At 54.9% G+C, this 24,685-nt stretch carries 29 protein-coding genes; 13 read left to right on the forward strand and 16 right to left on the reverse strand.

Going from position 1 to position 24,685, the window contains the following annotated elements:
• The 6 genes from fabF to fabD form a co-directional block, all read right to left on the reverse strand.
• Positions 1 to 1,260 (reverse strand): beta-ketoacyl-ACP synthase II, encoded by a 1,260-nt coding sequence (gene fabF / locus Z948_RS0101670; protein ID WP_025057842.1) that lies wholly within the window; start codon positions 1,258 to 1,260, stop codon positions 1 to 3.
• Between the two features lie 126 nt (positions 1,261 to 1,386).
• A complete protein-coding gene (locus Z948_RS0101675; protein ID WP_025057843.1) occupies positions 1,387 to 1,920 on the reverse strand; it encodes a GNAT family N-acetyltransferase in 534 nt (177 codons plus the stop codon).
• Between the two features lie 167 nt (positions 1,921 to 2,087).
• Positions 2,088 to 2,321 (reverse strand): acyl carrier protein, encoded by a 234-nt coding sequence (locus tag Z948_RS0101680; protein ID WP_025057844.1) that lies wholly within the window; start codon positions 2,319 to 2,321, stop codon positions 2,088 to 2,090.
• Between the two features lie 206 nt (positions 2,322 to 2,527).
• Positions 2,528 to 3,265 carry a 3-oxoacyl-ACP reductase FabG gene (gene fabG / locus Z948_RS0101685; RefSeq protein ID WP_025057845.1) on the reverse strand — a complete coding sequence of 246 codons (738 nt, stop codon included), beginning with the start codon at positions 3,263 to 3,265 and terminating at the stop codon, positions 2,528 to 2,530.
• A 4-nt stretch (positions 3,266 to 3,269) separates the two neighbouring features.
• Entirely contained in the window at positions 3,270 to 3,869 is a 600-nt protein-coding gene (locus tag Z948_RS0101690; protein WP_156023493.1) for a hypothetical protein, read from the reverse strand.
• A 1-nt stretch (position 3,870) separates the two neighbouring features.
• Positions 3,871 to 4,803, reverse strand: a complete 933-nt coding sequence (gene fabD / locus Z948_RS0101695) for an ACP S-malonyltransferase (RefSeq protein ID WP_025057847.1) — start codon at positions 4,801 to 4,803, stop codon at positions 3,871 to 3,873.
• A 144-nt stretch (positions 4,804 to 4,947) separates the two neighbouring features.
• On the opposite strand from fabD, the gene Z948_RS0101700 reads away from it, so the two are divergent.
• Complete coding sequence (locus tag Z948_RS0101700; protein ID WP_025057848.1) at positions 4,948 to 6,153, forward strand: cytochrome b/b6 domain-containing protein; 1,206 nt, start codon at positions 4,948 to 4,950, stop codon at positions 6,151 to 6,153.
• 60 nt (positions 6,154 to 6,213) lie between these two features.
• Here Z948_RS0101700 and Z948_RS0101705 read toward each other — a convergent pair whose 3' ends face one another.
• Together Z948_RS0101705 and Z948_RS0101710 are read right to left on the reverse strand one after the other, a co-directional pair.
• On the reverse strand, positions 6,214 to 6,783 hold the full coding sequence (locus Z948_RS0101705) for a YceI family protein (RefSeq protein ID WP_025057849.1): 570 nt from the start codon (positions 6,781 to 6,783) through the stop codon (positions 6,214 to 6,216).
• A 123-nt stretch (positions 6,784 to 6,906) separates the two neighbouring features.
• The gene (locus Z948_RS0101710) at positions 6,907 to 7,401 is read right to left on the reverse strand and encodes a hypothetical protein (RefSeq protein ID WP_025057850.1); all 495 of its coding nucleotides are present in this window, start codon (positions 7,399 to 7,401) and stop codon (positions 6,907 to 6,909) included.
• 253 nt (positions 7,402 to 7,654) lie between these two features.
• Between Z948_RS0101710 and rpsF the strand changes: the two genes are divergently transcribed.
• From rpsF to rplI, 3 genes are read left to right on the forward strand one after another with little or no spacing between them, the layout of a single operon-like run.
• Positions 7,655 to 8,008: a 30S ribosomal protein S6 gene (rpsF, locus tag Z948_RS0101715; protein ID WP_025057851.1), complete on the forward strand. Its 354-nt coding sequence runs from the start codon at positions 7,655 to 7,657 to the stop codon at positions 8,006 to 8,008.
• A 28-nt stretch (positions 8,009 to 8,036) separates the two neighbouring features.
• Complete coding sequence (rpsR, locus tag Z948_RS0101720) at positions 8,037 to 8,264, forward strand: 30S ribosomal protein S18 (protein WP_005852865.1); 228 nt, start codon at positions 8,037 to 8,039, stop codon at positions 8,262 to 8,264.
• A gap of 12 nt (positions 8,265 to 8,276) precedes the next feature.
• Positions 8,277 to 8,906: a 50S ribosomal protein L9 gene (rplI, locus tag Z948_RS0101725; RefSeq protein WP_025057852.1), complete on the forward strand. Its 630-nt coding sequence runs from the start codon at positions 8,277 to 8,279 to the stop codon at positions 8,904 to 8,906.
• Positions 8,907 to 8,976: 70 nt separating this feature from the next.
• On the opposite strand, the gene Z948_RS0101730 is transcribed toward rplI, so the two are convergent.
• Positions 8,977 to 9,426 (reverse strand): riboflavin biosynthesis intermediates N-glycosidase, encoded by a 450-nt coding sequence (locus Z948_RS0101730; protein ID WP_025057853.1) that lies wholly within the window; start codon positions 9,424 to 9,426, stop codon positions 8,977 to 8,979.
• Positions 9,427 to 9,602: 176 nt separating this feature from the next.
• On the opposite strand from Z948_RS0101730, the gene Z948_RS0101735 reads away from it, so the two are divergent.
• Entirely contained in the window at positions 9,603 to 10,079 is a 477-nt protein-coding gene (locus Z948_RS0101735) for a lytic transglycosylase domain-containing protein (protein WP_025057854.1), read from the forward strand.
• A gap of 63 nt (positions 10,080 to 10,142) precedes the next feature.
• Here the strand turns inward: Z948_RS0101735 and tig are convergent, their stop codons facing one another.
• Complete coding sequence (tig, locus tag Z948_RS0101740) at positions 10,143 to 11,474, reverse strand: trigger factor (protein ID WP_025057855.1); 1,332 nt, start codon at positions 11,472 to 11,474, stop codon at positions 10,143 to 10,145.
• Positions 11,475 to 11,596: 122 nt separating this feature from the next.
• Positions 11,597 to 11,881: a DUF2312 domain-containing protein gene (locus Z948_RS0101745; protein ID WP_025057856.1), complete on the reverse strand. Its 285-nt coding sequence runs from the start codon at positions 11,879 to 11,881 to the stop codon at positions 11,597 to 11,599.
• A gap of 114 nt (positions 11,882 to 11,995) precedes the next feature.
• Between Z948_RS0101745 and Z948_RS0101750 the strand changes: the two genes are divergently transcribed.
• From Z948_RS0101750 to Z948_RS0101765, 4 genes are all read left to right on the forward strand, one after another.
• On the forward strand, positions 11,996 to 12,235 hold the full coding sequence (locus Z948_RS0101750; RefSeq protein ID WP_025057857.1) for a hypothetical protein: 240 nt from the start codon (positions 11,996 to 11,998) through the stop codon (positions 12,233 to 12,235).
• A gap of 281 nt (positions 12,236 to 12,516) precedes the next feature.
• Entirely contained in the window at positions 12,517 to 12,933 is a 417-nt protein-coding gene (locus Z948_RS0101755; protein ID WP_025057858.1) for a YeeE/YedE family protein, read from the forward strand.
• The gene (locus Z948_RS0101760) at positions 12,933 to 13,364 is read left to right on the forward strand and encodes a DUF6691 family protein (RefSeq protein ID WP_025057859.1); all 432 of its coding nucleotides are present in this window, start codon (positions 12,933 to 12,935) and stop codon (positions 13,362 to 13,364) included. Before Z948_RS0101755 ends, Z948_RS0101760 begins: the two co-directional genes overlap by 1 nt.
• 9 nt (positions 13,365 to 13,373) lie before the next feature.
• A complete protein-coding gene (locus tag Z948_RS0101765; RefSeq protein WP_025057860.1) occupies positions 13,374 to 13,796 on the forward strand; it encodes a protein tyrosine phosphatase family protein in 423 nt (140 codons plus the stop codon).
• 52 nt (positions 13,797 to 13,848) lie between these two features.
• Here the strand turns inward: Z948_RS0101765 and Z948_RS0101770 are convergent, their stop codons facing one another.
• The 5 genes from Z948_RS0101770 to Z948_RS0101790 form a co-directional block, all read right to left on the reverse strand.
• Positions 13,849 to 15,018, reverse strand: a complete 1,170-nt coding sequence (locus Z948_RS0101770; RefSeq protein WP_081784015.1) for a FliM/FliN family flagellar motor switch protein — start codon at positions 15,016 to 15,018, stop codon at positions 13,849 to 13,851.
• A 145-nt stretch (positions 15,019 to 15,163) separates the two neighbouring features.
• Complete coding sequence (locus Z948_RS0101775; protein WP_025057862.1) at positions 15,164 to 17,854, reverse strand: ATP-binding protein; 2,691 nt, start codon at positions 17,852 to 17,854, stop codon at positions 15,164 to 15,166.
• The gene (locus Z948_RS0101780) at positions 17,854 to 18,126 is read right to left on the reverse strand and encodes a hypothetical protein (RefSeq protein WP_245604536.1); all 273 of its coding nucleotides are present in this window, start codon (positions 18,124 to 18,126) and stop codon (positions 17,854 to 17,856) included. The genes Z948_RS0101775 and Z948_RS0101780 overlap by 1 nt, the downstream gene beginning before the upstream one ends.
• Before the next feature lie 8 nt (positions 18,127 to 18,134).
• Positions 18,135 to 18,512, reverse strand: a complete 378-nt coding sequence (locus Z948_RS0101785; protein ID WP_025057864.1) for a response regulator transcription factor — start codon at positions 18,510 to 18,512, stop codon at positions 18,135 to 18,137.
• A 124-nt stretch (positions 18,513 to 18,636) separates the two neighbouring features.
• A complete protein-coding gene (locus Z948_RS0101790; RefSeq protein WP_025057865.1) occupies positions 18,637 to 19,932 on the reverse strand; it encodes a helix-turn-helix domain-containing protein in 1,296 nt (431 codons plus the stop codon).
• Between the two features lie 237 nt (positions 19,933 to 20,169).
• Here Z948_RS0101790 and Z948_RS0101795 point away from each other — a divergent pair, with 237 nt between their 5' ends.
• The 4 genes from Z948_RS0101795 to Z948_RS0101810 all read left to right on the forward strand — a co-directional run bounded on the left by Z948_RS0101795 (position 20,170) and on the right by Z948_RS0101810 (position 24,681).
• On the forward strand, positions 20,170 to 21,534 hold the full coding sequence (locus Z948_RS0101795; protein ID WP_025057866.1) for a substrate-binding protein: 1,365 nt from the start codon (positions 20,170 to 20,172) through the stop codon (positions 21,532 to 21,534).
• Between the two features lie 137 nt (positions 21,535 to 21,671).
• Entirely contained in the window at positions 21,672 to 22,703 is a 1,032-nt protein-coding gene (locus tag Z948_RS0101800; protein WP_025057867.1) for a branched-chain amino acid ABC transporter permease, read from the forward strand.
• 4 nt (positions 22,704 to 22,707) lie between these two features.
• Positions 22,708 to 23,907, forward strand: a complete 1,200-nt coding sequence (locus Z948_RS0101805; RefSeq protein WP_025057868.1) for a branched-chain amino acid ABC transporter permease — start codon at positions 22,708 to 22,710, stop codon at positions 23,905 to 23,907.
• A 12-nt stretch (positions 23,908 to 23,919) separates the two neighbouring features.
• Positions 23,920 to 24,681 (forward strand): ABC transporter ATP-binding protein, encoded by a 762-nt coding sequence (locus Z948_RS0101810; protein ID WP_025057869.1) that lies wholly within the window; start codon positions 23,920 to 23,922, stop codon positions 24,679 to 24,681.
• Positions 24,682 to 24,685: the final 4 nt, after the last annotated feature.

The following is a 24,685-nucleotide window of genomic DNA, read 5'->3' on the forward strand; positions in this document are numbered from 1 at the left end:
TTATTCGACCTTCCCAAACAATACGCTGGCGTTTGTACCGCCAAACCCGAATGAGTTGCTCAGCGCGACGTTGATCTCACGCTTTACCGCTACATTCGGCGCCAAATCAATCTTTGTCTCTACCGCTGGGTTATCAAGGTTGATCGTTGGCGGCGCGATTTGGTCACGGATCGCAAGGATCGAGAAAATCCCCTCAATCGCACCAGCAGCGCCTAGCAAGTGGCCCGTCGCCGATTTGGTCGACGACATGGTGACCGAGCTTGCATGCTCGCCCAGCATCCGCTCAACAGCGCCCAATTCGATGGTATCCGCCATCGTAGAGGTACCGTGCGCGTTGATGTAATCAATGTCCTTAGGCTCTTTACCAGCGTTGCGCAGGGCTGCACGCATGGAACGCTCGCCGCCCTCACCATCTTCAGACGGCGCCGTGATGTGATAGGCATCGCCGGACAGGCCATAGCCGATCACCTCAGCGTAAATCTTTGCGCCACGCGCCTTGGCGTGCTCATATTCTTCCAGAACCACAATCCCAGCGCCTTCGCCCATCACAAAACCATCACGGTCCTTGTCATAAGGGCGGCTTGCCTTTTGTGGATCATCTTCGCCTTTGGTGCTCAGCGCCTTACAAGCGTTAAAGCCCGCGATGCCGATCTCACAAATGGCCGCTTCTGCGCCACCCGCAACCATCACATCCGCATCACCATATTGGATCAGGCGGCTTGCATCGCCAATCGCGTGCGCGCCGGTCGAGCAGGCCGTCACAACCGAGTGGTTCGGCCCTTTGAAACCGTATTTAATCGAAACCTGCCCCGAGATCAGGTTGATCAGCGCGCCCGGCACAAAGAAGGGGCTAACCCGCTTGGGGCCCTTCTCGGCCATCATAACGGCTGTGTTTGCGATGGAATTTAAACCGCCAATACCTGAACCAATCAGAACACCCGTGCGCTCAAGGCTCTCTTTGTCCTCAGGCATCCAACCCGCGTCTTCAACCGCTTGCTGCGCAGCAGCCAAACCAAACAGAATGAATGTATCAACCTTACGCTGATCCTTTGGCGCCATATAGCTATCGGCGTTAAATGTGCCGTCGGTGCCGTCTCCCAATGGCACTTCGCAGGCATATTTCGTGATAACCTTGCTCGGGTCAAAAACCGTAATCGGCCCCGCGCCGGACTTCCCGTCTAAAATCCGCTTCCAGCTTTCTTCAACTCCGTCAGCCAATGGCGTGACCAAACCCAATCCCGTAACGACCACTCTGCGCATATGCTCTGCCCTTTGGTGTAATATTTGCTTAGACTTGGCTATACCTTGCCCTCAGGACAATATTCAAGTCTCAGGGTACCAACAGGCAGGAATACCCCCCAAACAAGGGAAGATTCCCGAAACCGCTTAAACAGGCGGGCCATTCCTGGACATCAGCAAAACAGTATCCCCTTCTAGGGTTTCCTCCCGAAACGGTTCATACCCCAAAGCCTTTGCAATCCGTAAAGAACCCTCGTTTTCAGGTGCCAGCATACAAACCGTGCGCCCCGCGATCACCCGATCAAACCAATCATGCGCCGCCGTTGCAGCATCCAACCCAAACCCCTGCCCCTGAAATGACGGATCCAACAACCACCCCGCCTCGGGGAACGGATCATAATCCTCTCCCAAACCACGAGAGCCGTAGAAAAAACCGCTTTGCCCCGCCATTTCAGAATGGCCGTGAATCTGCACCGCCCATTGCCCGAACCCCACAATCTGCCAATGCCCCGCATTGCGCAAAAACGAGTCCCAGCTCAAAGATTTAGCCCGCGGTTTCCCACCGATATGAGTGACCACCTCAGGCATCGCCCAAATCTCGGCGAAGCGGGAAAAATCTTCGGGGCGCATACCGCGCAACGTAACGCGAGGGGTATTAATTGTCGGAATGGTACGAGACATTCAGGCGGCTGCTTTCTGCTGTAGAATTCAATTGATCCCCAACAAGTGCCGCCTCCCGCCAAAGGGAACAAGCCAAAAATACCGATAGAATCAAAAACGGCGCCGTTCTGCAAAAGAAGGCGCCGTTTTAAGAATTTTATCGCCGAGAAGCCCCGGCCAAAAGCCGCTTAGGAGGCTTCTTTGATGAACTTTACCGCGTCGCCGAAAGTCTGGATGTTCTCAGCTGCGTCATCGGGGATTTCGATGCCGAATTCTTCTTCAAATGCCATTACCAGCTCGACAGTGTCGAGGCTGTCTGCACCAAGATCGTCAATGAAAGAAGCGTTTTCAGCTACTTTATCTTCTTCAACACCAAGGTGCTCAACAACGATCTTTTTAACGCGGTCTGCGACGTCGCTCATACTATAGTCCTCACTCATCGGGCCAACTGGCCCCTTTTTGGGTATCTGCCAACCGCACAAAAACACGGCGTCAGACGGTGCCCCGAATTAGGGCGGCTCGTTTCCTTGTTTGCACAAGGGACAGGACACGATCAAGCGCCTGTCTGGTTTTCCTGCGCCCCCTTTAGCATATGATGCGGGGTACGCAAACGCTTATCCAAGCGCGTCTATAACATGGCCATGCCACCATTCACATGCAAGGTCGCCCCTGTAATATAGGCCGCTTGCTCGCTGGCTAGATATACAACAGCCCCTGCGATCTCATCTGGAGTGCCCATCCGACCAGCCGGAATTTGCGTCATGATTCCCGATTTTTGATCATCGGTCAGCTTGTCCGTCATCGCTGTCGCAATGAAACCCGGCGCAATCGCATTCACCGTGATTCCACGGCTGGCAACCTCATAGGCCAGGCTTTTGGACATGCCGATCATGCCAGCCTTGGATGCCGCATAGTTCGCCTGCCCAGGGTTCCCCGTGGCCCCGACGATAGAAGAAATATTGATGATCCGCCCTGAACGGGCCTTCATCATGCCGCGCATGACACCCTTACACAGTTTGAACGTCGCCGTGAGGTTCACATCCAGAACAGACTGCCATTCATCATCCGACATCCGCATAAACAGGTTGTCACGGGTGATGCCCGCGTTGTTCACCAAAATATCAACCGAACCCATCGCCTCGGTCGCCTGTTTCGGCAATGCCTCAACAGCTTCCATATCGCTCAGGTTACAGGGCAGCACATGGGCGCGCTCCCCCAGTTCTGCGGCCAAAGCCTCCAACGGCTCTGTGCGCGTCCCTGATAGACCCACGGTAGCCCCCTGAGCATGCAGCGCACGCGCAATATCGGCGCCAATGCCACCTGATGCACCCGTAATCAGTGCATTCTTTCCCGTTAGATCAAACATCATTTTATCCTTCTTCATTCCATACTTTTACAGGCTCCGTCAAAAGCCCGTATTGCACAATCTCTTGCGCGTTCATCTTATGTATCCCGCCCTCTGGCGCTGCCTGCAAGGCAAACCAGTAAAAGGCGTCCGAGCCGAGCATCTGCTCAACGTATTGCCGCCGCTTCTCATGTGCATCAGACTCTCTCGGTAAGGTACTGCCGACAACGCCTTTGTCTTTCCAACTGCTTAAGTGGATGCCAGCGCCACTCACCATCCGGCGCTCTTTTCCCGCGATAAAGAGCGAAACGCCACCCGCTGCGATGTCGCTATCGCTTTGAAGCTCGGTGTTCAGGCCGCGTTGCCGGATCTCCTGCCCCATAGCCATGACGACATCGTCGTCTCGCGTGTCGGGTATATCTTGCAAGGCAATCGTCTGGATCTGCGGGTTTTCCGCCAGAACGGCCACAAACTCGGCCAATGCGCGCCTGCCCACAACACCGTGCAGCAACAATCGCTCGTTCACCACGACAAAACCCAACCTGCGGCGAAGCCCGTGCATTTGCCCGCCACAGCCGGACAGGGCCGCGCCTGCACAGATCAGAAGCGCGCGTCGAGAGAGCACCTTAGGCTTCAACGGCAGCTTTCACGTCAGCAGATACGCCAACATTGCGTAGGGTGCTTTCCTTGTGAATCCGGCGAATCATACCCGATAGGGCCTTGCCCGCCCCGATTTCCCAAAACTCGGTCACACCCTGCGCCACCATCCATTCGACCGAGGAACGCCAGCGCACGCGGCCTGTGACCTGCTCGACCAACAACTGAGCGATGGGATCAGCCTCTGACACCGCTTCGGCCAGAACATTCGCAACCAAAGGCACCACAGGTGCGCTGATTTCAACTCCGGCCAAAGCTTTGGCCATTTCATCAGCAGCAGGCTGCATCAAGGCACAGTGGAAAGGTGCAGAAACAGGCAAAGGCAAGGCGCGCTTGGCCCCTTTTGACTTTGCCATGTCGATTGCGCGCTCAACCGCCGCCTTGCTGCCCGAGATAACGTTCTGCGTCGGATCGTTTTCATTCGCCAGCTGGCACACGTCATCACCAGCAGCTTCTTGCGCCAATGCCGTCACATCATCCCCAGACAGCCCCAAGATCGCCGCCATTGCGCCCTGCCCCACAGGAACAGCCGACTGCATCGCGCGACCGCGTGTGCGCAACAAACGCGCCGTATCCGCCAACGAGAAAACGCCCGCCGCACATAGCGCCGAATATTCGCCCAAACTGTGCCCTGCCACAAATGACGCTCTGCTGACCTCGATACCTTCCGCCTCAAGCGCGCGCATCGCAGCAATAGACGTCGCCATCAAAGCAGGCTGGGCGTTTTCGGTCAGCGTCAGCGTCTCGATATCCCCCTCCCAGATCAGCGCAGACAGCTTTTCACCCAAAGCATCGTCAACTTCCTCAAAAACAGCGCGTGCTGCCGGATAGGCCTGTGCCAGATCATGGCCCATCCCAATAGTTTGTGCGCCCTGCCCTGGGAAAACGAATGCGGTACTCATGAACTGTCTCCTGAAAATGTTCGGCATCGGTGTAACGAAGCACGCGCCCTGTCACAAGAGCGCACACTGCCTCTGCGTAAACGCCAATTGTTCCCGAGGCAGGACAAGTTAGATACAGTCGTATCAACTAATCCGGAGTCCCCCATGGCAATTCGCAATTCCCACACCCGATACGGCAGCGTTACGCGCACCCTCCATTGGCTTACCGCGCTGCTGGTAATCACTTTGATCCCAGTTGCCCTTGTTGCCAACGCCCTGCCTTTTGACACCTCCGAAGAGCTCACCCGTAAGGCATGGTTCTTTTCCTTGCACAAAACGCTTGGCGTCGCAGTCTTCTTTGTATCCCTTGCACGCATCCTTTGGGCAATCTCCCAGCCAAAACCCGCCCCCCTTCATCCAGATGCAAAGGCCGAGACCTTTCTGGCCGAGGTGGCACATTGGCTGCTTTATGGCTCATTGATGTTGGTCCCGCTGTCTGGTTGGATTCACCACGCCGCCACAACCGGCTTTGCGCCTATCTGGTGGCCCTTGGGGCAAAGCCTGCCAATGGTGCCAAAATCAGAAACTGTCGCCGCCGTGTTTGGCGGGGCCCACTGGGTATTGGGCAAAGTCATGGCCGCAACAATCGCGCTGCATGTTCTGGGCGCAGTAAAACACCAAATCATCGACAAGGACGCAACCTTGCGCCGTATGTTGAACGGCGCACCTGAATTGGCCGACCTCCCCCCCTCCCGCCATGGGGTTTCTCCCTTGCTTGGCGCGTTTGTGGTCTGGGCAGTCACGCTAACCGCCGGTGGCTTGGGCGGCTTGTACCAGCCACATGGCTCAACCACACAGGCCGCCGCCTTGGCCGAGGTCTCCTCTGACTGGACCGTCCAACAGGGTGACATCAACATCGCCGTGACCCAGTTCGGCTCGGCCGTTGAGGGGCGTTTTGCCGATTGGACGGCTAAGATCGCCTTTGACCCCGATGTACCCAGCGGCCCTTCAGGCAATGTAGAGGTGGTTATCTCCATCGGCTCCCTCACGCTCGGCTCGGTGACCGATCAGGCCATGGGACCCGATTTCTTTGATGCCGAGACCTTCACCAAAGCCATTTTCAAAGCCGATATCATTACTGGTGTTGATGGTTTTTTGGCCGAGGGGACATTGACGATCAAAGATCAGACAATCCCCCTGTCGATGCCTTTCCACCTGTCCGTTGAGGGCGATACCGCAAATATGAAGGCCGACCTGACACTGGATCGCCGCGACTTTGGCATTGGTGCGAATATGCCCGATGAAAGCTCACTCGCCTTTGCGGTGAAAACATCTGTGCAACTCACCGCAACCAAGGCAGCGGACCAATAACAAAAAAGGGCCGCAGGAAGCATCCTTCCCGCGGCCCTTTTCTATTTGATTGATCGCTTCTTATTCAGCTTTTGCAGCTTCCAAAGAGATCACAACCTTAACTTCGTCGCTCACGTGGGGGGCGAATTTTCCAACACCAAAATCGGAACGCAGCAACGTCGCGGTTGCGTTAAAACCAACCCAAGGCTTGCCCGCGATCGGGTGGTCCGCCACTTGGTTCAGTTTGGCGTCCAGCACAACGGATTTTGTGACGTCGTTCATTGTCAGATCACCCGTGATCATGGCCGTGTCATCGCCTGTCACTTTGATGCTGGTGGAAGAAAACGTGATCACATCTTCGTCAGTCGCGCCAAAGAAGTCGTCAGCCATAAAGTGGCTGTCGCGCTTTTCCCAACCGGTGAACATCGATTTGGTCGGCATGGAAACGGATACGGAAGAGTTTGCAGGGCTGTCCTGATCAAACATGATCTCGCCCTCAAAGCCCGAGAACATGCCATAAGTTGTTGAAAAGCCTAAGTGCTCATAAGAAAACACAACTTGGCTGTGGCTGGAATCAAGGGTGTACTTTTCAGCGGCAAACGCCATCGACGCGGAAGCAGACAGCAAAGCCGCCATTACAAGAGATTTCATTGGGGATACTCCATGTTGAATATGGCGGTATAATTGCCCCGCCCCTGCGAAAACTCAATCCCGCAGCTATCAACACCTTGTGCGCGCATGTGAACAACAGCGCATAAGCCCAGCTATATTGAATTAAAGGAGTTTTCCCGCTGAGCGTAATGCCGCCAATAGGGAGGCATGGGCGGTTGCATTGCTTAGCGTGATCTCTGCCAGCAGACGATTGCTGTGCCCCCAGAAGGTGATGTGGCGCCCCTCTAGTTCAACCAGATGAAGATCACAAAAAGCGCAGCGCTCAAGAATTCGCTGATCTGCAGGTGCCCCCTCTCGGACCAATCGGATTTCACAAGCCGCGACATCAATTTCCACAATCGGCGGCAGGGGGGGCAAGCTTGCCTGCCACAAACCAACACACAAAAACGCCGCGATGATGGAAACCATTAGCTTGAACAGCATAATGTCGCTTTCCCATCCCGCACCAGGGGCAAGCCAAACAAACAATGCCACAAACATCATCGTTGCCGCGCCCATGCGCTGCGCAAGACGCCCCATCAAGCGGTTGCCGTTCAACCGATAGGGAATACCAATCGCCGGTACCGGCGCAAAGGAAGAGTTGGTGGCGTAAGTCATGGCAAAATCCTTGTACGTTCAACACCTTGTTTGACGTTGAAAAAGGACTAAAACGGGGCACCCTCACGGCGGTCGCGCGGCATTTAATAAAATCTTATGTTCCGCTCGGACATGCCTGCTTGCACAAACCGTCAAACGGTGTATATGCGGGGCTTCCTTTGCTAGACGATTTAACCGCGCAGACTCTCGTGGTGGGGCCGCAAAGGATCATCGCCCTGCCTATGAAATGCGCCTTGAAATAAGTGGAGCACACATGCCGCTATATGAGCATGTTATGATTGCGCGTCAGGACTTGTCCAACACGCAAGCCGAAGGCCTGATCGAACATTTTGGCACAGTCCTGTCCGACAACGGCGGGTCACTCGTAGACAGCGAGTACTGGGGCGTCAAAACGATGGCCTATAAAATCAACAAGAACCGCAAAGGCCACTATGCCTTCTTGCGCTCCGATGCACCGGCACCTGCCGTGCAGGAGATGGAACGTCTGATGCGTCTGCACGACGACGTAATGCGCGTTCTGACCATCAAAGTCGATGAGCACAAAGACCTGCCATCGGTTCAGATGCAAAAACGTGACGAGCGCCCAGAGCGCCGTGAGCGTCGCTGATTTTAGCTTGAGTAAAAGGACTTAACCCATGGCTGCAAAACCATTTTTCCGCCGCCGCAAGGTCTGCCCATTCTCGGGCGACAATGCACCGGCCATCGATTACAAAGACACACGTCTTCTGCAACGCTACATCTCTGAGCGCGGCAAAATCGTTCCTTCCCGTATCACCGCAGTATCTGCGAAAAAGCAGCGTGAACTGGCCCGTGCCATCAAACGCGCCCGCTTCCTCGCCCTGCTGCCATACGCAGTGAAGTAAGGAGTAAACAATATGCAAGTTATCCTTCTCCAACGCGTTCCAAAGCTGGGCCAAATGGGCGACGTCGTTGACGTTAAACCAGGCTTCGCACGTAACTATCTGCTCCCGCAGAAAAAGGCGCTGACAGCTTCCAAAGCAAACGTAGAAGCATTCGAGGGCCAAAAAGCCCAGCTTGAGGCACAAAACCTCGAGACGAAAGCAGAAGCAGAAGCAATGTCCGAAAAGCTGAACGGCCAACAGTTTGTTGTGATTCGTTCCGCATCGGACGCAGGCGCGCTTTATGGTTCCGTTACAACACGGGACGCCGCCGAAGCCGCAACCGCCGAAGGCTTTACCGTTGATCGCAAGCAGGTCGTTCTGGTCGCACCAATCAAATACTTGGGCGTTCACGATGTAACTGTTGTTCTGCACCCAGAAGTAGAAGCCACAATCGAGCTGAACGTCGCCCGTTCACCCGAGGAAGCTGAACTTCAGGCCGCTGGTAAATCCATTCAGGAACTGGCAGCAGAAGAAGAAGCAGCAGCAGAATTCGAGATTTCCGAATTGTTCGACGATATCGGCTCTGCCGCGTCCGACGACGACGATCTTGCCGAAGCTGTCTCTTCCGACGAAGAAGCACCAGCGGAAGACGCAGACAAGTAAGTCTAACGTCTCTGTACAAATTCAAACGCCGCGCATTTTGCGCGGCGTTTTTCGTTGGCGGCTCCTCAACTCAGGCATTTGTTAGTTCATCACGCACAACCATCAGAATCTTGCCCAGCTTGTTCAACCCCGCCCCATCCGGCCCACACCCCCAATAGGCATCCATCGGAGCATTCTCGACGATATTTGCATGCCCTGTGTTCAACAACATCTGGCGGGGCACCTCATGGGTTTGGAATTTCTTGCGCACAGCCTCCAGCATGATTTGGTCTTTGACCTCTTCCCAATCCTCCCGCAGCTTGATTTCGCGTGTCATACCAAGAGCTTTGGCAGCTTTGGGTTTGCCGCTCCCCCGTATTTTTTCCTGATAGGCGCTGTCACGAAACTTCATCGCCTGAAAGTAATGTTCGACCGTCCGCCACCATTTGTCGTCCATCTCAACACCGTAAGGCGCAAAATTGGAAAACTCGGCGTAATCATCCGTTTGGGCGTAGAAATAGATCGTTTCAATTTCAGTCATTCTTGGCATGTTCACTTTTCTATCTGATAGAGGCGCCGCCAAACCAAGCCCCTCAACAGGGATAGGTAGGCATAGCCTATCTATACGCGAAACCATGCCCACGCCAAGCCGGCGCCTTGTTTCGCGGCTCTCTGCTCCCTTAATGTCCACGCAAACCCACTCCTTTGGACATCGTCATGCACCACCTCCCCCGTCGTTCGTTTTTAACCCTGTGTTTCGCCAGCCTAGCAGCTTGCAGCACAAAGACGCCAAACACCCCTCCAGAGCCAGCCGATTTGCCCCTCTTCCCCAACGAGACGCCCCAGCTGCGCGCCTCGATCAACCGCTGGGCAGACCACTACGGCCTCCCCCGCAGTCTCGTGCACCGCCTTGCGATCCGTGAGAGCACCCACAACCCAGCGGCCCGCAATGGCCCCTATTATGGCTTGCTTCAGATCCTGCCACAGACGGCGCGGACAATGGGGTTTCGCGGCCAGCCGAATGACCTGCTGAACGCCGATACCAATCTGGAATTTGCGGGGAAATACCTGCGCGGTGCGTGGCTGCTATCAGACGGGGATGAGGCCACCGCGATCCAATGGTACGCGCGCGGCTATTATTACGAGGCCAAGAGGCGCGGCATGTTGGTGGAAACGGGCCTCAAGGCAGGCTGACCCCAAACGAAAAAGGGCCACCCAACAGGGCGGCCCTTTCTATCTCTGGTGCAAGGACGAGGCTTACTCGTCTTCAAGCGCCTCAACAGCTTTTTGCAGATCGTCCTTGGAAACTTCTTTCTCAGTGACTTTTGCCTGCTCAACCACGTGATCAACAACCTTGTCTTCAAAGATTGGTGCGCGCATCTGCTGCTGCATCTGCTGGTTTTGCTGAACGAATTCAAAGAACTGACGTTCCTGACCTGGGTACTGACGCGCCTGATTCATGATCGCTTGTGTCATCTCTGCGTCTGTAACTTCCAGCTCGGCTTTCTGACCCAACTCAGCCAACAACAGGCCCAAACGCACGCGGCGTGTTGCCAGTGTTTTGTGCTCGTCTGTGGCTTCGATCTCTGGGTGATCGTGGCCTTCAACTTCTGGGTTATCTTCATGCCACAGCTGGTGGGCAATCTGACCTGCTTCTGCTTCCAGCAAGGACGGTGGCAGATCGAAATCAACCATTTTGTCCAGCGCGTCCAGCAGACCACGCTTCATCACAGCGCGGGAGGCGCCCAGATATTCGGCTTCCAAACGCTCACCGATCTGAACCTTCAACGCGGCAAGGTCTTCGGCACCGAATTTGGTCGCCATCTCGTCGTTGATTTCAGCGGCAACAGGCTCTTTAACTTCCTTGATGGTGCAAGCGAATACCGCTTCTTTGCCCTTCAAGTGCTCTGCCTGATAATCATCAGGGAAGCTTACTGTTACGTCTTTTTCTTCTTCGGCTTTCACGCCAACCAGCTGCTCTTCGAAACCTGGGATAAAGGAGTTGGAGCCCAGAACCAGCGGGTAATCTTCGGCGGAACCGCCTTCAAACGCTTCGCCGTCAACCTTGCCAACAAAGTCCATGACCACTTGGTCGCCGTCTTTGGCTTTGGAGCCTTTCTTGCGCGCTTTGAAGTCCTGAGCTGTTTCCGCCAAGGAAGCCAGTGCTTCTTCGATGGAGGCATCGTCTGCTTTTACAACCAGTTTCTCCAACTCGATGCCGCTTAGGTCCAGCTCGGGAATCGCTGGCAGCGCTTCATAGGACATTTCGACTTCGACGTCGTCGCCCTCTTTCCAGTCTTCGTTGGTCATTTTCACGTCAGGCTGCATCGCTGGGCGATCGCCGGAAGATTCGAAGTGGTCGTTCATCGCGCCGTCGATGGCTTCTTGCATCGCTTCGCCCATAACACGCTGGCCGAATTGCTTTTTCAGCAATGCCATAGGGACTTTACCCTTGCGGAAACCCTTCATTTCCACGTCAGGCTGCGCTTCTTTCAGCTTTTCTGTCACCTTCGCTTCCAGCTCGGCGGCTGTAAGGGTGATGTTATAGCCGCGTTTCAGACCTTCGTTCAGCGTCTCTTTGACCTGCATGTTTGCTCCATAGCGTTTGGCCGCGCCACTCCGCGCGGGCAGAAAAATTTGTGTTCTTCTATTTGGGGGGCGCGCTGCGTGCAAGCACCGTTTCACCCTATCCAAACAGCAAAACGCATTGGCTACATGCCAAGCGCTTCTTTATACATGTCCAATACCGCCTCTTCTTCGGCGATATCATCCGGTTCACGTTTGCGAAGTGCGATCACTTTGCGCAGAACCTTTACGTCATAGCCGCGCGATTTTGCCTCGGCCATCACTTCTTTTTGTTGCTCGGCGAGGTCTTTCTTTTCGGCATCCAGACGCTCGATCCGCTCCACGAACTGACGAAGCTCGTTTGCGGTGACGCGGTAAGATGCATCGCCTGCATCCTCGGCGGGCGCTGGGTTTGTGCTGAAATCGCTCATGTTGGCTCCTTTTACTGCTCGGGAACGGTTGTTTGAAAGGTCTAGCTACCCTGCCCCCAACGCCCCTGCAAGGTACACTTGCTGAACGGCGCGGTTTATCCTATTTGCGGGGGTATGGAACAAACATCTTCTTCAGTCTTTGACATTATCGTATGGGTGGGCACCGCGCTTTCCCTTCTGGGCCTTTTGGGGCTGGTCTATTGCATCATCCGCGTCAGCCGCGCAAAGCGCTCTGGAATGGACGATAGCGAAATGCGCGAAGAGCTGAAAAAAGTTGTGCCGCTGAACCTTGGTGCGCTCTTTTTGTCTGTCATTGGATTGATGATGGTTATTATGGGTATTTTCCTCGCCTGAAACAGGCGTTTTTGCGCCACTTGCCAATGTAAAACCAGAACACTACGTTACACATATCGAAATAGGAATGTGTAATGTCTCGATCTGGGCGCTTGGCCCCTTTAACAAAAATGCCGCTCGGCTTTGAGCAGTTGTGGGGCCTCCCTAGGGCTATCGAACCCACGCGCGCCGATACGACCGATCGATCAGCCCCCCTTCCTACTTCCACTCACTCAGTGACCGCTTGAAAATGGCTATCGCGGTGCTCACTTTTTCAAAACCTACGAAACAGGAATGACAAAATGCCAATAGATTGGATTTGGGGCTTGATCGGCGGCGCGCTGATTGGCTCGGCCGGTGCAGTATATCTGCTTGGGAATGGACGTATCATGGGTGCCAGCGGCATCTTGGGCGGGCTTGTGGATGGCACGGCACGTAATGCCGCGGCCGAGCGGCTGGCCTTTTTGGCGGGGCTGATCATCGTGCCTGCCCTGCTGTTCATGGCAGGTAGTCAGGTAGAAACCCACGCGACAGATAACGGGTTCTTGTTGGTTATCGCTGGCCTTTTGGTTGGCCTTGGAACCCGCGTCGGAAACGGCTGTACATCGGGTCACGGGGTTTGCGGGATATCTCGCCTGAGCCTGCGCGGCATGGTCGCAACATGTATCTACATTGCCGCTGGTGTGATCAGCGTTACAGTTCTTCGGGGGATGTTCTAATGCGTTTGATCCTTGCAATGATATCAGGCGGCCTGTTTGGCCTTGGCCTGCACCTGTCAGGGATGACAGACACGCAGAAAGTTATGGGTTTCCTAGACCTGTTTGGTGCATGGGATCCCACGCTCATGTTTGTCATGGGCGGCGCGATCCTCCCGATGGCCATCGCATGGGCCGCTACACGGGGCCGCACCCCGTTGGTGGGGGGAACCTTCCCATCCCAGCCGGAACAAAAGCTTGATCCCCGTCTGGTTAGCGGCGCGGTTATGTTTGGCATTGGTTGGGGGCTGGTTGGTCTCTGCCCTGGGCCTGCTCTCGCCTCGCTTAGCTATGGTGGCGCATCGGGCATTATCTTCTTTGCTGCAATGGTTGCCGGCATGTGGTTTGCCCCCCGCGTCATCGCCTTGGTGGACAGATCCGTTCCAGCAGAGTAATTAGCTTGGATGGATATCAGACAGATCACCCCCCGCTATTTCGTCGCACCGCAAATTTCGCCAGATCAGATGGCTGCCCTAAAGGAAGCGGGTATCACCCGCATCCTGTGCAACCGTCCGGACGAAGAAGTACCACCAACCCTCTCTGCTGCGGCCATGCAAGCTGCAGCACTAGAGGCAGGGTTGGAATTTGCAGTTCAGCCCCTGACCCATGCAACCATGAACGAAGAGGTTGTCGCGCATAACCGCTCCATTGGGGCTGAACAGGATGGCGTTACCCTTGCCTATTGCGCATCCGGAACCCGTTCTTCCATTGCTTGGGCGCTTGGGCAAGCTGGAAAGCAATCTGCTGATGATATCCTCGCTGCAACTCATGCGGCGGGTTATGATCTCGAAAACATCCGCCCTTATCTGGAACAGCAATCTTCCTGATCCTGCGGACAAAAACTTGATCAAGCGGTGCCCAAAGCGCCGCTTGTTTACCTTATGAGACCTCGTTTTCGGCCCCCTCTGCCCCCCAGTCACGAACCAGATCATCGGCGGCCTGAGCGGCCTCCTCCATATCGGGCATCTCTGGGAGGTCCTTGATATCTCCAAAAATATCGATGTCTGAGGCCGCAGGCAGGCTTTCCACCTCCGGCGGTGCCCTTCGATCCTCTTGGACCGGTGGCGGCTGTTGGCTGGGTTGGGGCGCTGTAACATCAGGAAGGTCCAAATCTTCCCGATCAGATGCGCGCCTGCGCGGCTCGGCATCTCGCATTCCTTTTTGATGCTGAACCTGAACAGCCCTCACCCCATCAACCTGCCCCAACGTGCCGCGACAAATGGCCCTGCCATTTGCATCAATCACAAGGGCCTGCGTCATGGTTGATATATTGAGGTCTAAAACATCGCCCACCTTAAACCCGCTCACTTGCTGAATAGAGTAGCTTAACCGCGCCAGGGCGACCGTTAAATCCGCGTGGAGGGCCATGGTATTGTCCACAAGCGTCTGGCCAACCTCAGGAATTTCGTCGTCAACGGCTTCGACTTCATCTATTTGCGGGATCGGCGCGCGCAATGGCTCGGGCAGAATCAACGTTACCTTGCCGGTTCGCGCCCCCGCAGCAAGATCAAGAACCATTTCCACCACTTCAAAGCTGGGCGCCTCCAAAGCCATCGTCGCCTGACGCACTTCTTGTGCCCAAACGCCAAAACGATACCCCGCCAGCAGCTCACAATCCTCTTGGTCATCTGGTAACCCCGCTGCATTCCGCAACAGAGCTTCAGCCAAAGGGGCGCATAACGCCGCATCGGTTGCCGTATGCCGACGGGCCTCTTCCTCCTCTGCGGCCTTGATAACCTTACCCATCGTTTGCTGCTGGATCAGCCCCGTAACACAGGATGGGTCAAACAAAACCGCGCCAACTTGCCCGCCTTCACCATCCATCAATAGAACCAGCCAATCATCCTTTAGACAATCGGATATGTCTTCGGCTCCGACGGTTTCGCGTGTCACGCCAATCGCACTCGCCGCTAGGCCCATTTGCCTATCTGCCTGCTTTGCGGCTGTGACCCGCAGCGCACGCGCCAATGACATGGACCGCGCGGCCTGTATTTCACGCCCCGTGCGCGCCTTACGGTGTACCAGCGATGTCATTTGCTCCGTACTCATCCTCGCCGCGTTCCTTTACCTCTAGTCACAGGCCTGCCCCCACCAACCAAGTGGGTAGACCAATCAGACGGCTTACCCCCGCCTTTGACCTTTTGCTAAGCTAGAATGGTTACCAGCGCCTTTATAGCAGCCAGCCCGTTAGCATTTACTTGTAAGAAACATTGCTGTTCAGGCGAACCTCAAACCGCCCGCCAGTGTGGTCGGGCACATAATTGATATCCCCGCCAAGGCGCAGCATAATTTCGCGACAAATCGCCAATCCTAGGCCAGCACCATCGCCTTCACCGCTGCCCAATCGCGCGAATTTTTCAAAAACTAGCGCTTCTGCATCCGCAGGGATGCCGCTGCCGTTATCCGCAAAGGAAATAACACAAATTTCACTTTCTCTGCGCACCGAAATCGTGAGGCAGGGTGCTGCCGCATCGCAATATTTAATCGCATTTGTCACAAGATTGATAAACACCTGCGCCAGACGATCACCATCTGTAAACAATTCCACGTCCTCATGACGCATGCGGCGGCGGACATCCAACTTACGCGGCGAACTCGCCAAAGAGGTGGTCACGGCCTGCTCAATTACCTCATGCAGGTTTACCGTCTTACGGTTTAGCGACACCTGACCGTTTTCAAGGACGGAGAGATCCAGCAAATCATCCAGCAAACGCGTCAGGCGAATGGCTTCGGAGTGAATGATTGACGCATAGCGGGTCTTTTCGGTCTCGCTTAACCCTTCGATATCTCGCAGGATTTCGGAAAACGAGCGGATGGACGTCATCGGCGTTCGTAATTCATGGCTGATCTGGCTAAGGAAACTGTCCTTTTGCAAGGAAAGCTGTGTCAGTTTCTCATTTGCGCGGCTTAGCTCACGTGCTGTTTCCGTTAGCTGACGCGATTTCACCTCAAGCTGGCTGGAATACTCCAGAATCTGCGCCGATTCATCAGCAACAGCCAAAAGGTCTTCAACCGATATCGCTTGGCCGCCAATGATTTGGCCGATCATCGCGTTCGCAGTGGCAGCCCCCACAGAGGCGGCCAGCTCGCGCTCTAGTTCCTGAACAAATTCGGCCGTGGGCGCAGGCGGCATCCCCACGCGCCCCTGCGCCAAAGCCTGACTGGCGAAAAACGACTGCGCCTCTTTTGCCCCCAAAATTCGTTGCGACATGATCATCAGGTCCTCGGCTCCGCCTTCGCTCGCACTCCATCCCCGTGCTGATCGAGAGGAGCGTTCGAACACGTTTACAAATTGTGCGCCCTGCAAACGCTCCAACGGGGTTGGGAAGCTGAAAATGGAAACCGTAAAGAAAAACAACGTGTTCAGCGACAGGCTCCACCAAACCGCATGAACGGTCGGGTCCAAACCGGTGATCCCGAACAATGCCTCGGGGCGCAGCAGCGACAGCCCCCATGGCCCCGTCTCAAAAACAGATGCAGGAAGAACACCATCAGGCCCAAAGCTGGGAAGTAACATCGTGTACATCCAAACAAAAAAACCAATGGCCAATCCGCTCACCGCGCCTGTGCGCGTGGCCCCGCGCCAGAAAATCCCTCCAAGCAACGCAGGCAAAAACTGCGCCACGCCGCCAAAAGAAATCAGGCCAATCGCGGCCAATGCGCCAGAGCCACCAGACCCGCGGTAATAGAGGTATCCAAGCGAGATAATCAAAATAATCGACAGACGACGCGCGCGGATAACAACGCTGCGCACATCGCCAGATTGCTGCACCCCTATCGGGCTTAGTTTCAGCCACAAAGGCATTACAATGTGGTTCGACATCATTGTGCTCAGCGCCAGTGTCGCCACGATCACCATCGACGTCGCAGAAGAGAACCCCCCCAAGAACGCCAGCATAGCCAACCCGTTTTGCCCCTGACTAAGGGGCACAGTCAGAACATATAGATCCGGATTGGCGTCTTGTGGCATCAGTTCCAGACCGATCACAGCGATCGGCACCACAAACAAACTGATCGCCAACAGGTAAAGAGGGAAAGCCCAACTGGCGATTTGCAGGTGCCGCTCGTCGTCGTTTTCAACAACCATCACCTGAAACATACGCGGCAAACAAACAAAAGCCGACGCAGAGAGCAAGATCAACGTGCTCCAACGCGACCCACTCGTTTGCCATGTTCCGATGGGCGAAGCGTCAATCCGCGCAACCGTATCCGACACGCCCCCCGCCACGCCCCAAACGACAAAAGCACCAACAGCCAATAACGCCAGCAATTTGACGACAGCCTCCACCGCCACCGCAATGACCACACCGTGGTGGCGTTCATTTGCGTTCAGATTTCGCGTGCCAAACAACAAGGTAAAAATGGCCAGCCCCGCAGCGACCCAAAAGGCTGCATTCTTTGTCTGCTCTGCCCCTGCGATTTCGCCCAAATCCAGCGCCGCAAAGATCGACACCGATAGGGTAACTGATTGTAACTGAAGGGCAATATAGGGCGTCACCCCAACAACGGCCATGGCCGTGATCATAACCGCCAAAAGGTTCGATTTACCAAAACGCGCCGAAATCAAATCCGCAACCGATGTCGCACGTTGCGCGCGGCCAATCCGCACCAAACGGCGCAGCATCCACCACCAGCCGATCATCACCAGCGACGGCCCCAGATAGATGGTAATAAACTCTAACCCCGATCGCGCAGCATAGCCAACCGCGCCGTAAAACGTCCAAGCTGTACAATAGATCGACAAAGACAGCGTATAAACCAATGGCGAGCGCAACAGCCATCCCGCTTTTCCGCGCAGGGCCATCCGCTCGGCCAGAAAGGCCACAAAAAACAGCCCCGCAACATAGACAAGGCTAACGGCGATAAGTTGGTTGAGGGTTACCATTAGATACGCGGCTCTTGCGGGGCGGCTCCGTCGGTTTCGTCATGTGTCCGAATGCGGAGCCACAAGGCCAAGCTGGCCAGAATCGCAATCAGCCAGACAATAAAAAGATACCAAACAGCGGTCGAGAGCGGCGTTTGTGCCCCGTCAGCGGGGTCGTTGGGCCACATGGTTGGCACAAGCAACCACAACAAGGTACAAAGAAGCGGCAGGACACGGACGGCATCCATCATCCGGCGGCGGCGATAGCTTCGTCTCTCTAAAAACAGCCGCATTTCGGGCATCAGTTAACGCGGCCCGCCGTCAATTCACGTACAGCTGTTAGCATTTCCTCGTTCGAAAACGGTTTGGTCATGAAACGGCTCACGCCTGCCTGCAACGCCATCTCGCGGTCGCGCGTCTGCCCCCGTGCTGTCAACATCAAGACAGGTAGATCGGCCAAATCCTCATCCCCTCGCAATTCAGCAAGGATTTCGAATCCGGTTTTACCCGGCAACATGACATCCAGCATGACCAGATCAGGCATTGCGCCACGTATGACTTCGGTCGCGTTACCGCCATTGGCCAGCGTTTCAACACGCCAGCCGTCACGACCCAGTAAAAACCGGATCGCTTCTGCTATGTTGGTCTCATCCTCCACCAACACCACATGCTTGCTCATGCTAGCTCCTCCCAATCGGCGCAAACGCGGTTCTGATCTGACATCAGTTTCTACACCTGCAACCTACCGCCTAGGATGCACACATCTGAAGGGCGAGTCAAAATCAAAGGTCGAATTGTAACAACTATAGCAATTTCATTATCGAAGGCTCTCGACGGGCTCGGCAGTTATCATGTTGGCAAATGCGACAGGTCGCCCCGACCGAGCGTGATTTAACAGTAGAATCCCCTGCAGGAACAGGTAGCAACAACATAACCCCGCGTGCGGGCGCAGGGATATTATAGGCCGAGGCCGAGGCCAGTTCGGTTGTGGCATAGGCATCAAATTGAACCTGTCCACGGCCTAGCTGCCCGACCCGTTCGCGCAATACCGTGCCCGAAGACCCCAGCGCCGCAAATAACGGCCAAAGCGGGCAACAGCTATCAAACCTAGGGACAGAAAAACCATCGGTTGATTTGCGAAAGATAACCGTCCCCGAGCGGTCGCACACAACCAAACCGGCATTTAAGGACGGGACAATGGCCAATCGGCGAAGCATCAAGACCACAGGCACACCAAAACTGCGCGCCAAGGCAACGGGATCGAGGTCTTGATGGGTTAACGCCTTTTCCAGCGCGCCTAGGGGAATGGCTTTTGCGTCAATTTGCAGCTGTTCAATCACCCCCTTTAAAATAAAACGCGCCGCCTCAGAAAGAGCGCCCCCTTCTCGAAGGATATACCCTTCGGCCGATACCCCCTCATTGCCGTTTTCCAGTTCTTCAAACCTGAAATTTCGCGCTTCAAGAAACAGTTCCACCTCTTCCTGAGGGGAATGGCTGGAAGCGGTTGGGCCATTGGTTTGCTCTAGATACCCCACCAAGGATTGCGCACTTTGCGCCAAACGGTGGCTATCCGCATCCAAATTTGCGTGAAAGCGGTCCTGCCATTCGGGCTCCAGCCCGTTTTCATCTGCCAGAATTTCAGCTGTCGAGCGCACAGCGGCGGCCGTTGTCAGCAATTCATGCATCGAATCCGCCAGATGTGGGTCATGGGCAATGCGATCACTCAGGGTCTCAACTGTGCGCTCTAACGCAGCAACGCGGCGCTGACTGGCGGCCAAGGCCTCGGCCCAGCCAGGAAAGCGCCCCGCAAAAGCATCCGCAAGGCCAGCATCCTCAGCCGATAGGTTTGCCGCCTGCGCGGCCTCGCCCAAAGCGCCCAAAAGAGCGGCCTCGGCACCATCGGTGAGGGCCTGAGGTTCGACCTGTAAAGCAGCGGCGATATCTAGCAAAAGCTTCCCACCGATTCTGCGCCGGTTGTGTTCGATCAAATTCAGATAGCTGGCCGAAATGCCTATTTCGCGGGCAAGGTCAGCCTGCTTGACCCCCTGCATCACCCTTCTTTCACGGATGCGGCTGCCTGTTAGGCTTTCTCGGTCCATATTTTCCTCCCAAAGTATTATCGCCCGTTTTCAGAGGCTTTCTGCGCTGCAACATCAGTTAATTTACAGGTATTACAATTTGCCTGTTTACTTATTTACAAATAAATCGCGCCCATCAAGGGCCTTGTTGCGAGACGCCAATCCCAAACCGATACTGGATTTGCACGAATTCCGTGCCAGCACCAACGCCCATCAAGAGGAAGCGGTCGCTGTTTGAAAACTTTCGGGAGGACATCAATGTCAATCTTTAATCCGACACGTCGTGGTCTGATCCAAGCCGGTGCAGCTGCCGGTGCTGGTCTTGCACTGCCTACATATCTGCGCGCGGACGGCCACAGCGGCTTTACCAACGCACCAACCGGCGACACCGTAACGCTGGGCTTTAACGTTCCACAGTCTGGTCCATATGCGGATGAGGGCGCGGACGAGCTGCGCGCATTCGAGCTGGCTGTTGAGCACCTCAACGGCGAAGGCGACGGCGGCATGCTGCAGACCTTCTCTTCCAAAGCGCTGGACGGTACCGGCATCTTGGGTAAAAAAGTTAACTTCGTAACAGGTGACACGCAGACAAAATCTGACGCGGCACGTGCTTCTGCGAAGTCCATGATCGAAAAAGACGGCGCGGTAATGATTTCCGGTGGTTCCTCCTCCGGTGTTGCGGTTGCTGTTCAGGCGCTTTGCCAAGAGGCAGGCGTTATCTTCATGGCTGGCCTGACACACTCCAACGACACAACGGGTAAAGATAAGAAAGCCAACGGCTTCCGTCACTTCTTTAACTCCTACATGTCTGGTGCGGCTCTGGCGCCAATCCTTGCCAACGAATATGGCAAAGACCGTAAGGCATATCACCTGACAGCGGACTACAACTGGGGTTACACCACAGAAGAAGCGGTTCGCTCCTCTACTGAGGCACTGGGTTGGGAAACTGTTAACGCTGTGAAAACACCGCTGACATCCACCGACTTCTCTTCCTACATCGCTCCTGTGATCCAGTCCGGCGCGGACGTGCTTGTTCTGAACCACTACGGTGGTAACATGATCAACTCTCTGACCAACGCTGTTCAGTTCGGCCTGCGTGATCAATCCGTTAACGGCAAACAGTTCGAAATCGTTGTTCCACTTTACTCCGAGCTGATGGCTCGTGGTGCGGGTGCCAACATCAAAGGCATCATCGGCTCCCAGAACTGGGACTGGTCGCTGGAAGATAAACTGGGCTCCCGTTACGCTGGTACAAACGCCTTTGTTAAGTCGTTCGGTACAAAGTACGGCTTCCCACCGTCTCAGGCGGCGCACACATGCTACGTTCAGACACTGCTGTATGCTGATGCTGTAACACGTGGCAAATCCTTCAACCCATGTTCCGTTGGCGAAGCCATGGAAGGGTTTGAATTCGACGGTCTGGGCAACGGCCCAACATTGTACCGTGCCGAAGATCACCAGTGCTTCAAAGACGTTCTGGTTGTGAAGGGTAAAGAGAACCCAGAAAACCAGTACGACTTGGTTGAAATCGTAGAAGTGACACCTGCAGAGCAGGTCATGTATGCGGTAGATCACCCACAGATGGCTGGCGGTTCCTTGGGTACATGTAACCCAGGCGCATAATAGCTTATCGCTTTTGCAGGGCGGGCTATGCGCCTGCCCTGCACCTCGTATCACCACTCAAAAATAGCCTGCAAATCCGCAAGACGCCCCTCTTCTATTCGGTGGGCGTGTGGCACCTGTGACAGATGGGACAGACCATGGATGCAATCCTTCTTCAAATTTTAAACGGCCTCGACAAGGGTTCGGCGTATGCGCTGATTGCCCTTGGTTTGACGCTCATCTTCGGCACCTTGGGGGTGGTTAACTTCGCCCACGGTGCTTTGTTCATGATCGGCGCCTTCTGCGCCGTGACATTTCGCGGTCTCCTGACCCTGAGCCATAAGGCGACAGAGCCTTCCGGCACTGACTTCCTTGGCAATCCGAAATTCGACGACGTGCTGTACGTGCAGCAATGGTTTGGCGAATCTACGGGTGCTTGGATGATCGACTGGGCTGTTCCCCTCTCCGTCCTTTTCGCCATTCCAGTGATGATCGCCATTGGCTTCATCATGGAGCGTGGCCTGATCAAACACTTCTACAACCGCCCCCACGCGGACCAGATCCTTGTGACCTTTGGTCTGGCGATTGTTCTGGGTGAATTGATCAAATATTTCTACGGCGCAAACCCCTACCCATCGCCAGCACCTGCTGCTTTTGCTGGGTCTTTCGACTTTGGCGCGATGCTTGGGTTTGATCCGAACACCATCATCTACCCTTACTGGCGTCTGATCTACTTCTGCTTTGCTGCGGTTGTTATTGGTGCCGTCTTTGCCTTCTTGCAGTTCACCACCTTTGGTATGGTTGTTCGCGCGGGTATGGCAGATCGTGAAACGGTTGGTTTGCTGGGCATCAACATCGACAAACGCTTTACCTTTATGTTTGGTCTTGCTGCTGCGGTTACGGGTGTTGCTGGTGCGATGTACGCGCCGATCAACTCGCCGAACTACAACATGGGCATGGACTTCCTTGTGCTTAGCTTTGTTGTGGTTGTTGTGGGCGGTATGGGCTCGCTTCCGGGTGCTGTTCTGGCGGGTTTCCTGCTGGGCGTCGTGGAAAGCTTTGCCTCAATGGCCGGTGTTCTGGAGATCATTCCGGGCATCAACCAAATTATCATCTACCTTGTAGCGATCATCATTTTGTTGACGCGCCCCCGTGGCCTGATGGGCCGTGCCGGCGTGATGGAGGACTAAAACCATGCTAGGACTTACAAAACGCGATGCAGGTCTGTTGGTGATTGTCGCCATCCTGAGCTTGCTAGCCCCTTTCATTCTAAACCCCTTCCCTGAAGGTTCTGCTATGGCGCAGTTCAACGCGGGTTACCCCGATTTGATGCAACGTCTGGTGATCTTTGGTATCTTTGCCATCGGCTTTAACATCCTGTTTGGCCTTACCGGCTACCTCAGCTTTGGACACGCTGCCTTTTTGGGTGTGGGATCATACGCTGCGATCTGGATGATGAAGCTGCTGACGATGAACGTCATTCCAGCGATCATCATTTCGGTTATCGTTGCAGGTGTCTTCTCTCTTCTGGTTGGCTGGATTTCCTTGCGCCGCTCGGGCATCTACTTCTCGATCCTGACACTGGCCTTTGCGCAAATGTCATATGCTTTGGCCTACTCGGTTCTGACACCGATCACAGGCGGCGAAACGGGCCTCCAGCCCAAGCTGTCTGATCCACGCGTCCTTGATGGTGCCTTGGTTGATGGACAGTCCCCACGTGCCAACCTGTTCGGTCTGGACATGAAGGCAAGCTCGGAGCTGAACATCGGTGACTGGGTGTTTACCTTTAACGCAGGGTACTACATCGCGGCGATCGTTATGTTGCTGTCCTTCTACCTGTCGATCCGCATCTTCCGCTCTCCTTTTGGTATGATGTTGCGTGCGGTTAAATCCAACCAGCAGCGTATGAACTATACTGGCCTTAACTCACGCCCCTACACATTGGCCGCGTTTGTGATCTCGGGCATGTATGCTGGTCTGGCTGGCGGTCTGTTGGTTGCAATGGATACCCAAGTTGGCGCCGAGCGTATGTTCTGGACGGCTTCTGGTGAGGTTGTTGTTATGACCATCCTTGGCGGTGCGGGTACATTGATTGGTCCGGTACTGGGTGCTGGTATCATCAAATACATGGAAAACATCGTATCCAAGATCAACAAAACGGTTCTGGAACAGTGGTTTGCCTTTATGCCCGATGGTATCGAAGACCTGTTCGTCGCGCTGGTTTACCCCTTCGTGGGCAAAGGCTGGCACCTGACGCTTGGTCTGGTCTTCATGCTGGTGGTTATCTTCCTGCCTGGTGGTCTGGTTGAGGGTGGTCAGCGCGTCGGTAAGATGTTCCGCCGCAAGTCCGCCGAACCGAAATCGCCTGACGGCAACACAACACCTGCTGAATAAGGAGCGCACGACATGGGTATTCTTGAAGTCAAAAATGTCAACAAACGCTTCGGCGGTCTGCAAGCGCTGGGGAATGTAAACCTCAGCGTGGCAGAGAACACGGTTCACGCGATCATCGGGCCAAACGGGGCGGGTAAATCTACCCTTCTCAACTGCCTCGTGGGCAAACTGATCCCTGATACGGGCTCTGTCATGTTCGACGGGCAATCTGTTCTGGGTCGCAAACCGTTCGAGATCAACCAGATGGGTATTTCCCGCGTTTTCCAAACACCAGAGATCTTTGGAGATCTGAGCGTCATGGAAAACATGTTGATCCCTTGCTTTGCCAAACGCGACGGCGCCTATAGCATGCATGCCATCGGCAGTGTCGAAAGCGAAAAGGACGTCTATGAGAAGGCGAAAGCCATGCTCGAAGACATGAACCTCTATGACAAACGCGACATGCATTCGTCGTCGATGTCACGGGGGGACAAACGCCGCCTTGAAATCGCGATGTGCCTGTCACAAGAGCCACGCCTGCTGCTGCTGGATGAGCCGACTGCGGGTATGGCGCGCGCCGACACCAACAACACAATCGACCTGCTCAAGCAGATTAAAGAAGAGCGCGACATCACAATCGCCATCATCGAGCATGATATGCACGTTGTCTTCTCTCTGGCTGAACGGATCACCGTGTTGGCACAAGGTACGCCACTGGTTGAAGACACCCCTGATAACATCAAGGGCCATCCGAAAGTTAAAGAAGCCTATCTGGGCGAGACTCAGGCCGTTTAACGCG

The organism is Sulfitobacter donghicola DSW-25 = KCTC 12864 = JCM 14565, assembly GCF_000622405.1.
Lineage (GTDB): Bacteria > Pseudomonadota > Alphaproteobacteria > Rhodobacterales > Rhodobacteraceae > Sulfitobacter > Sulfitobacter donghicola.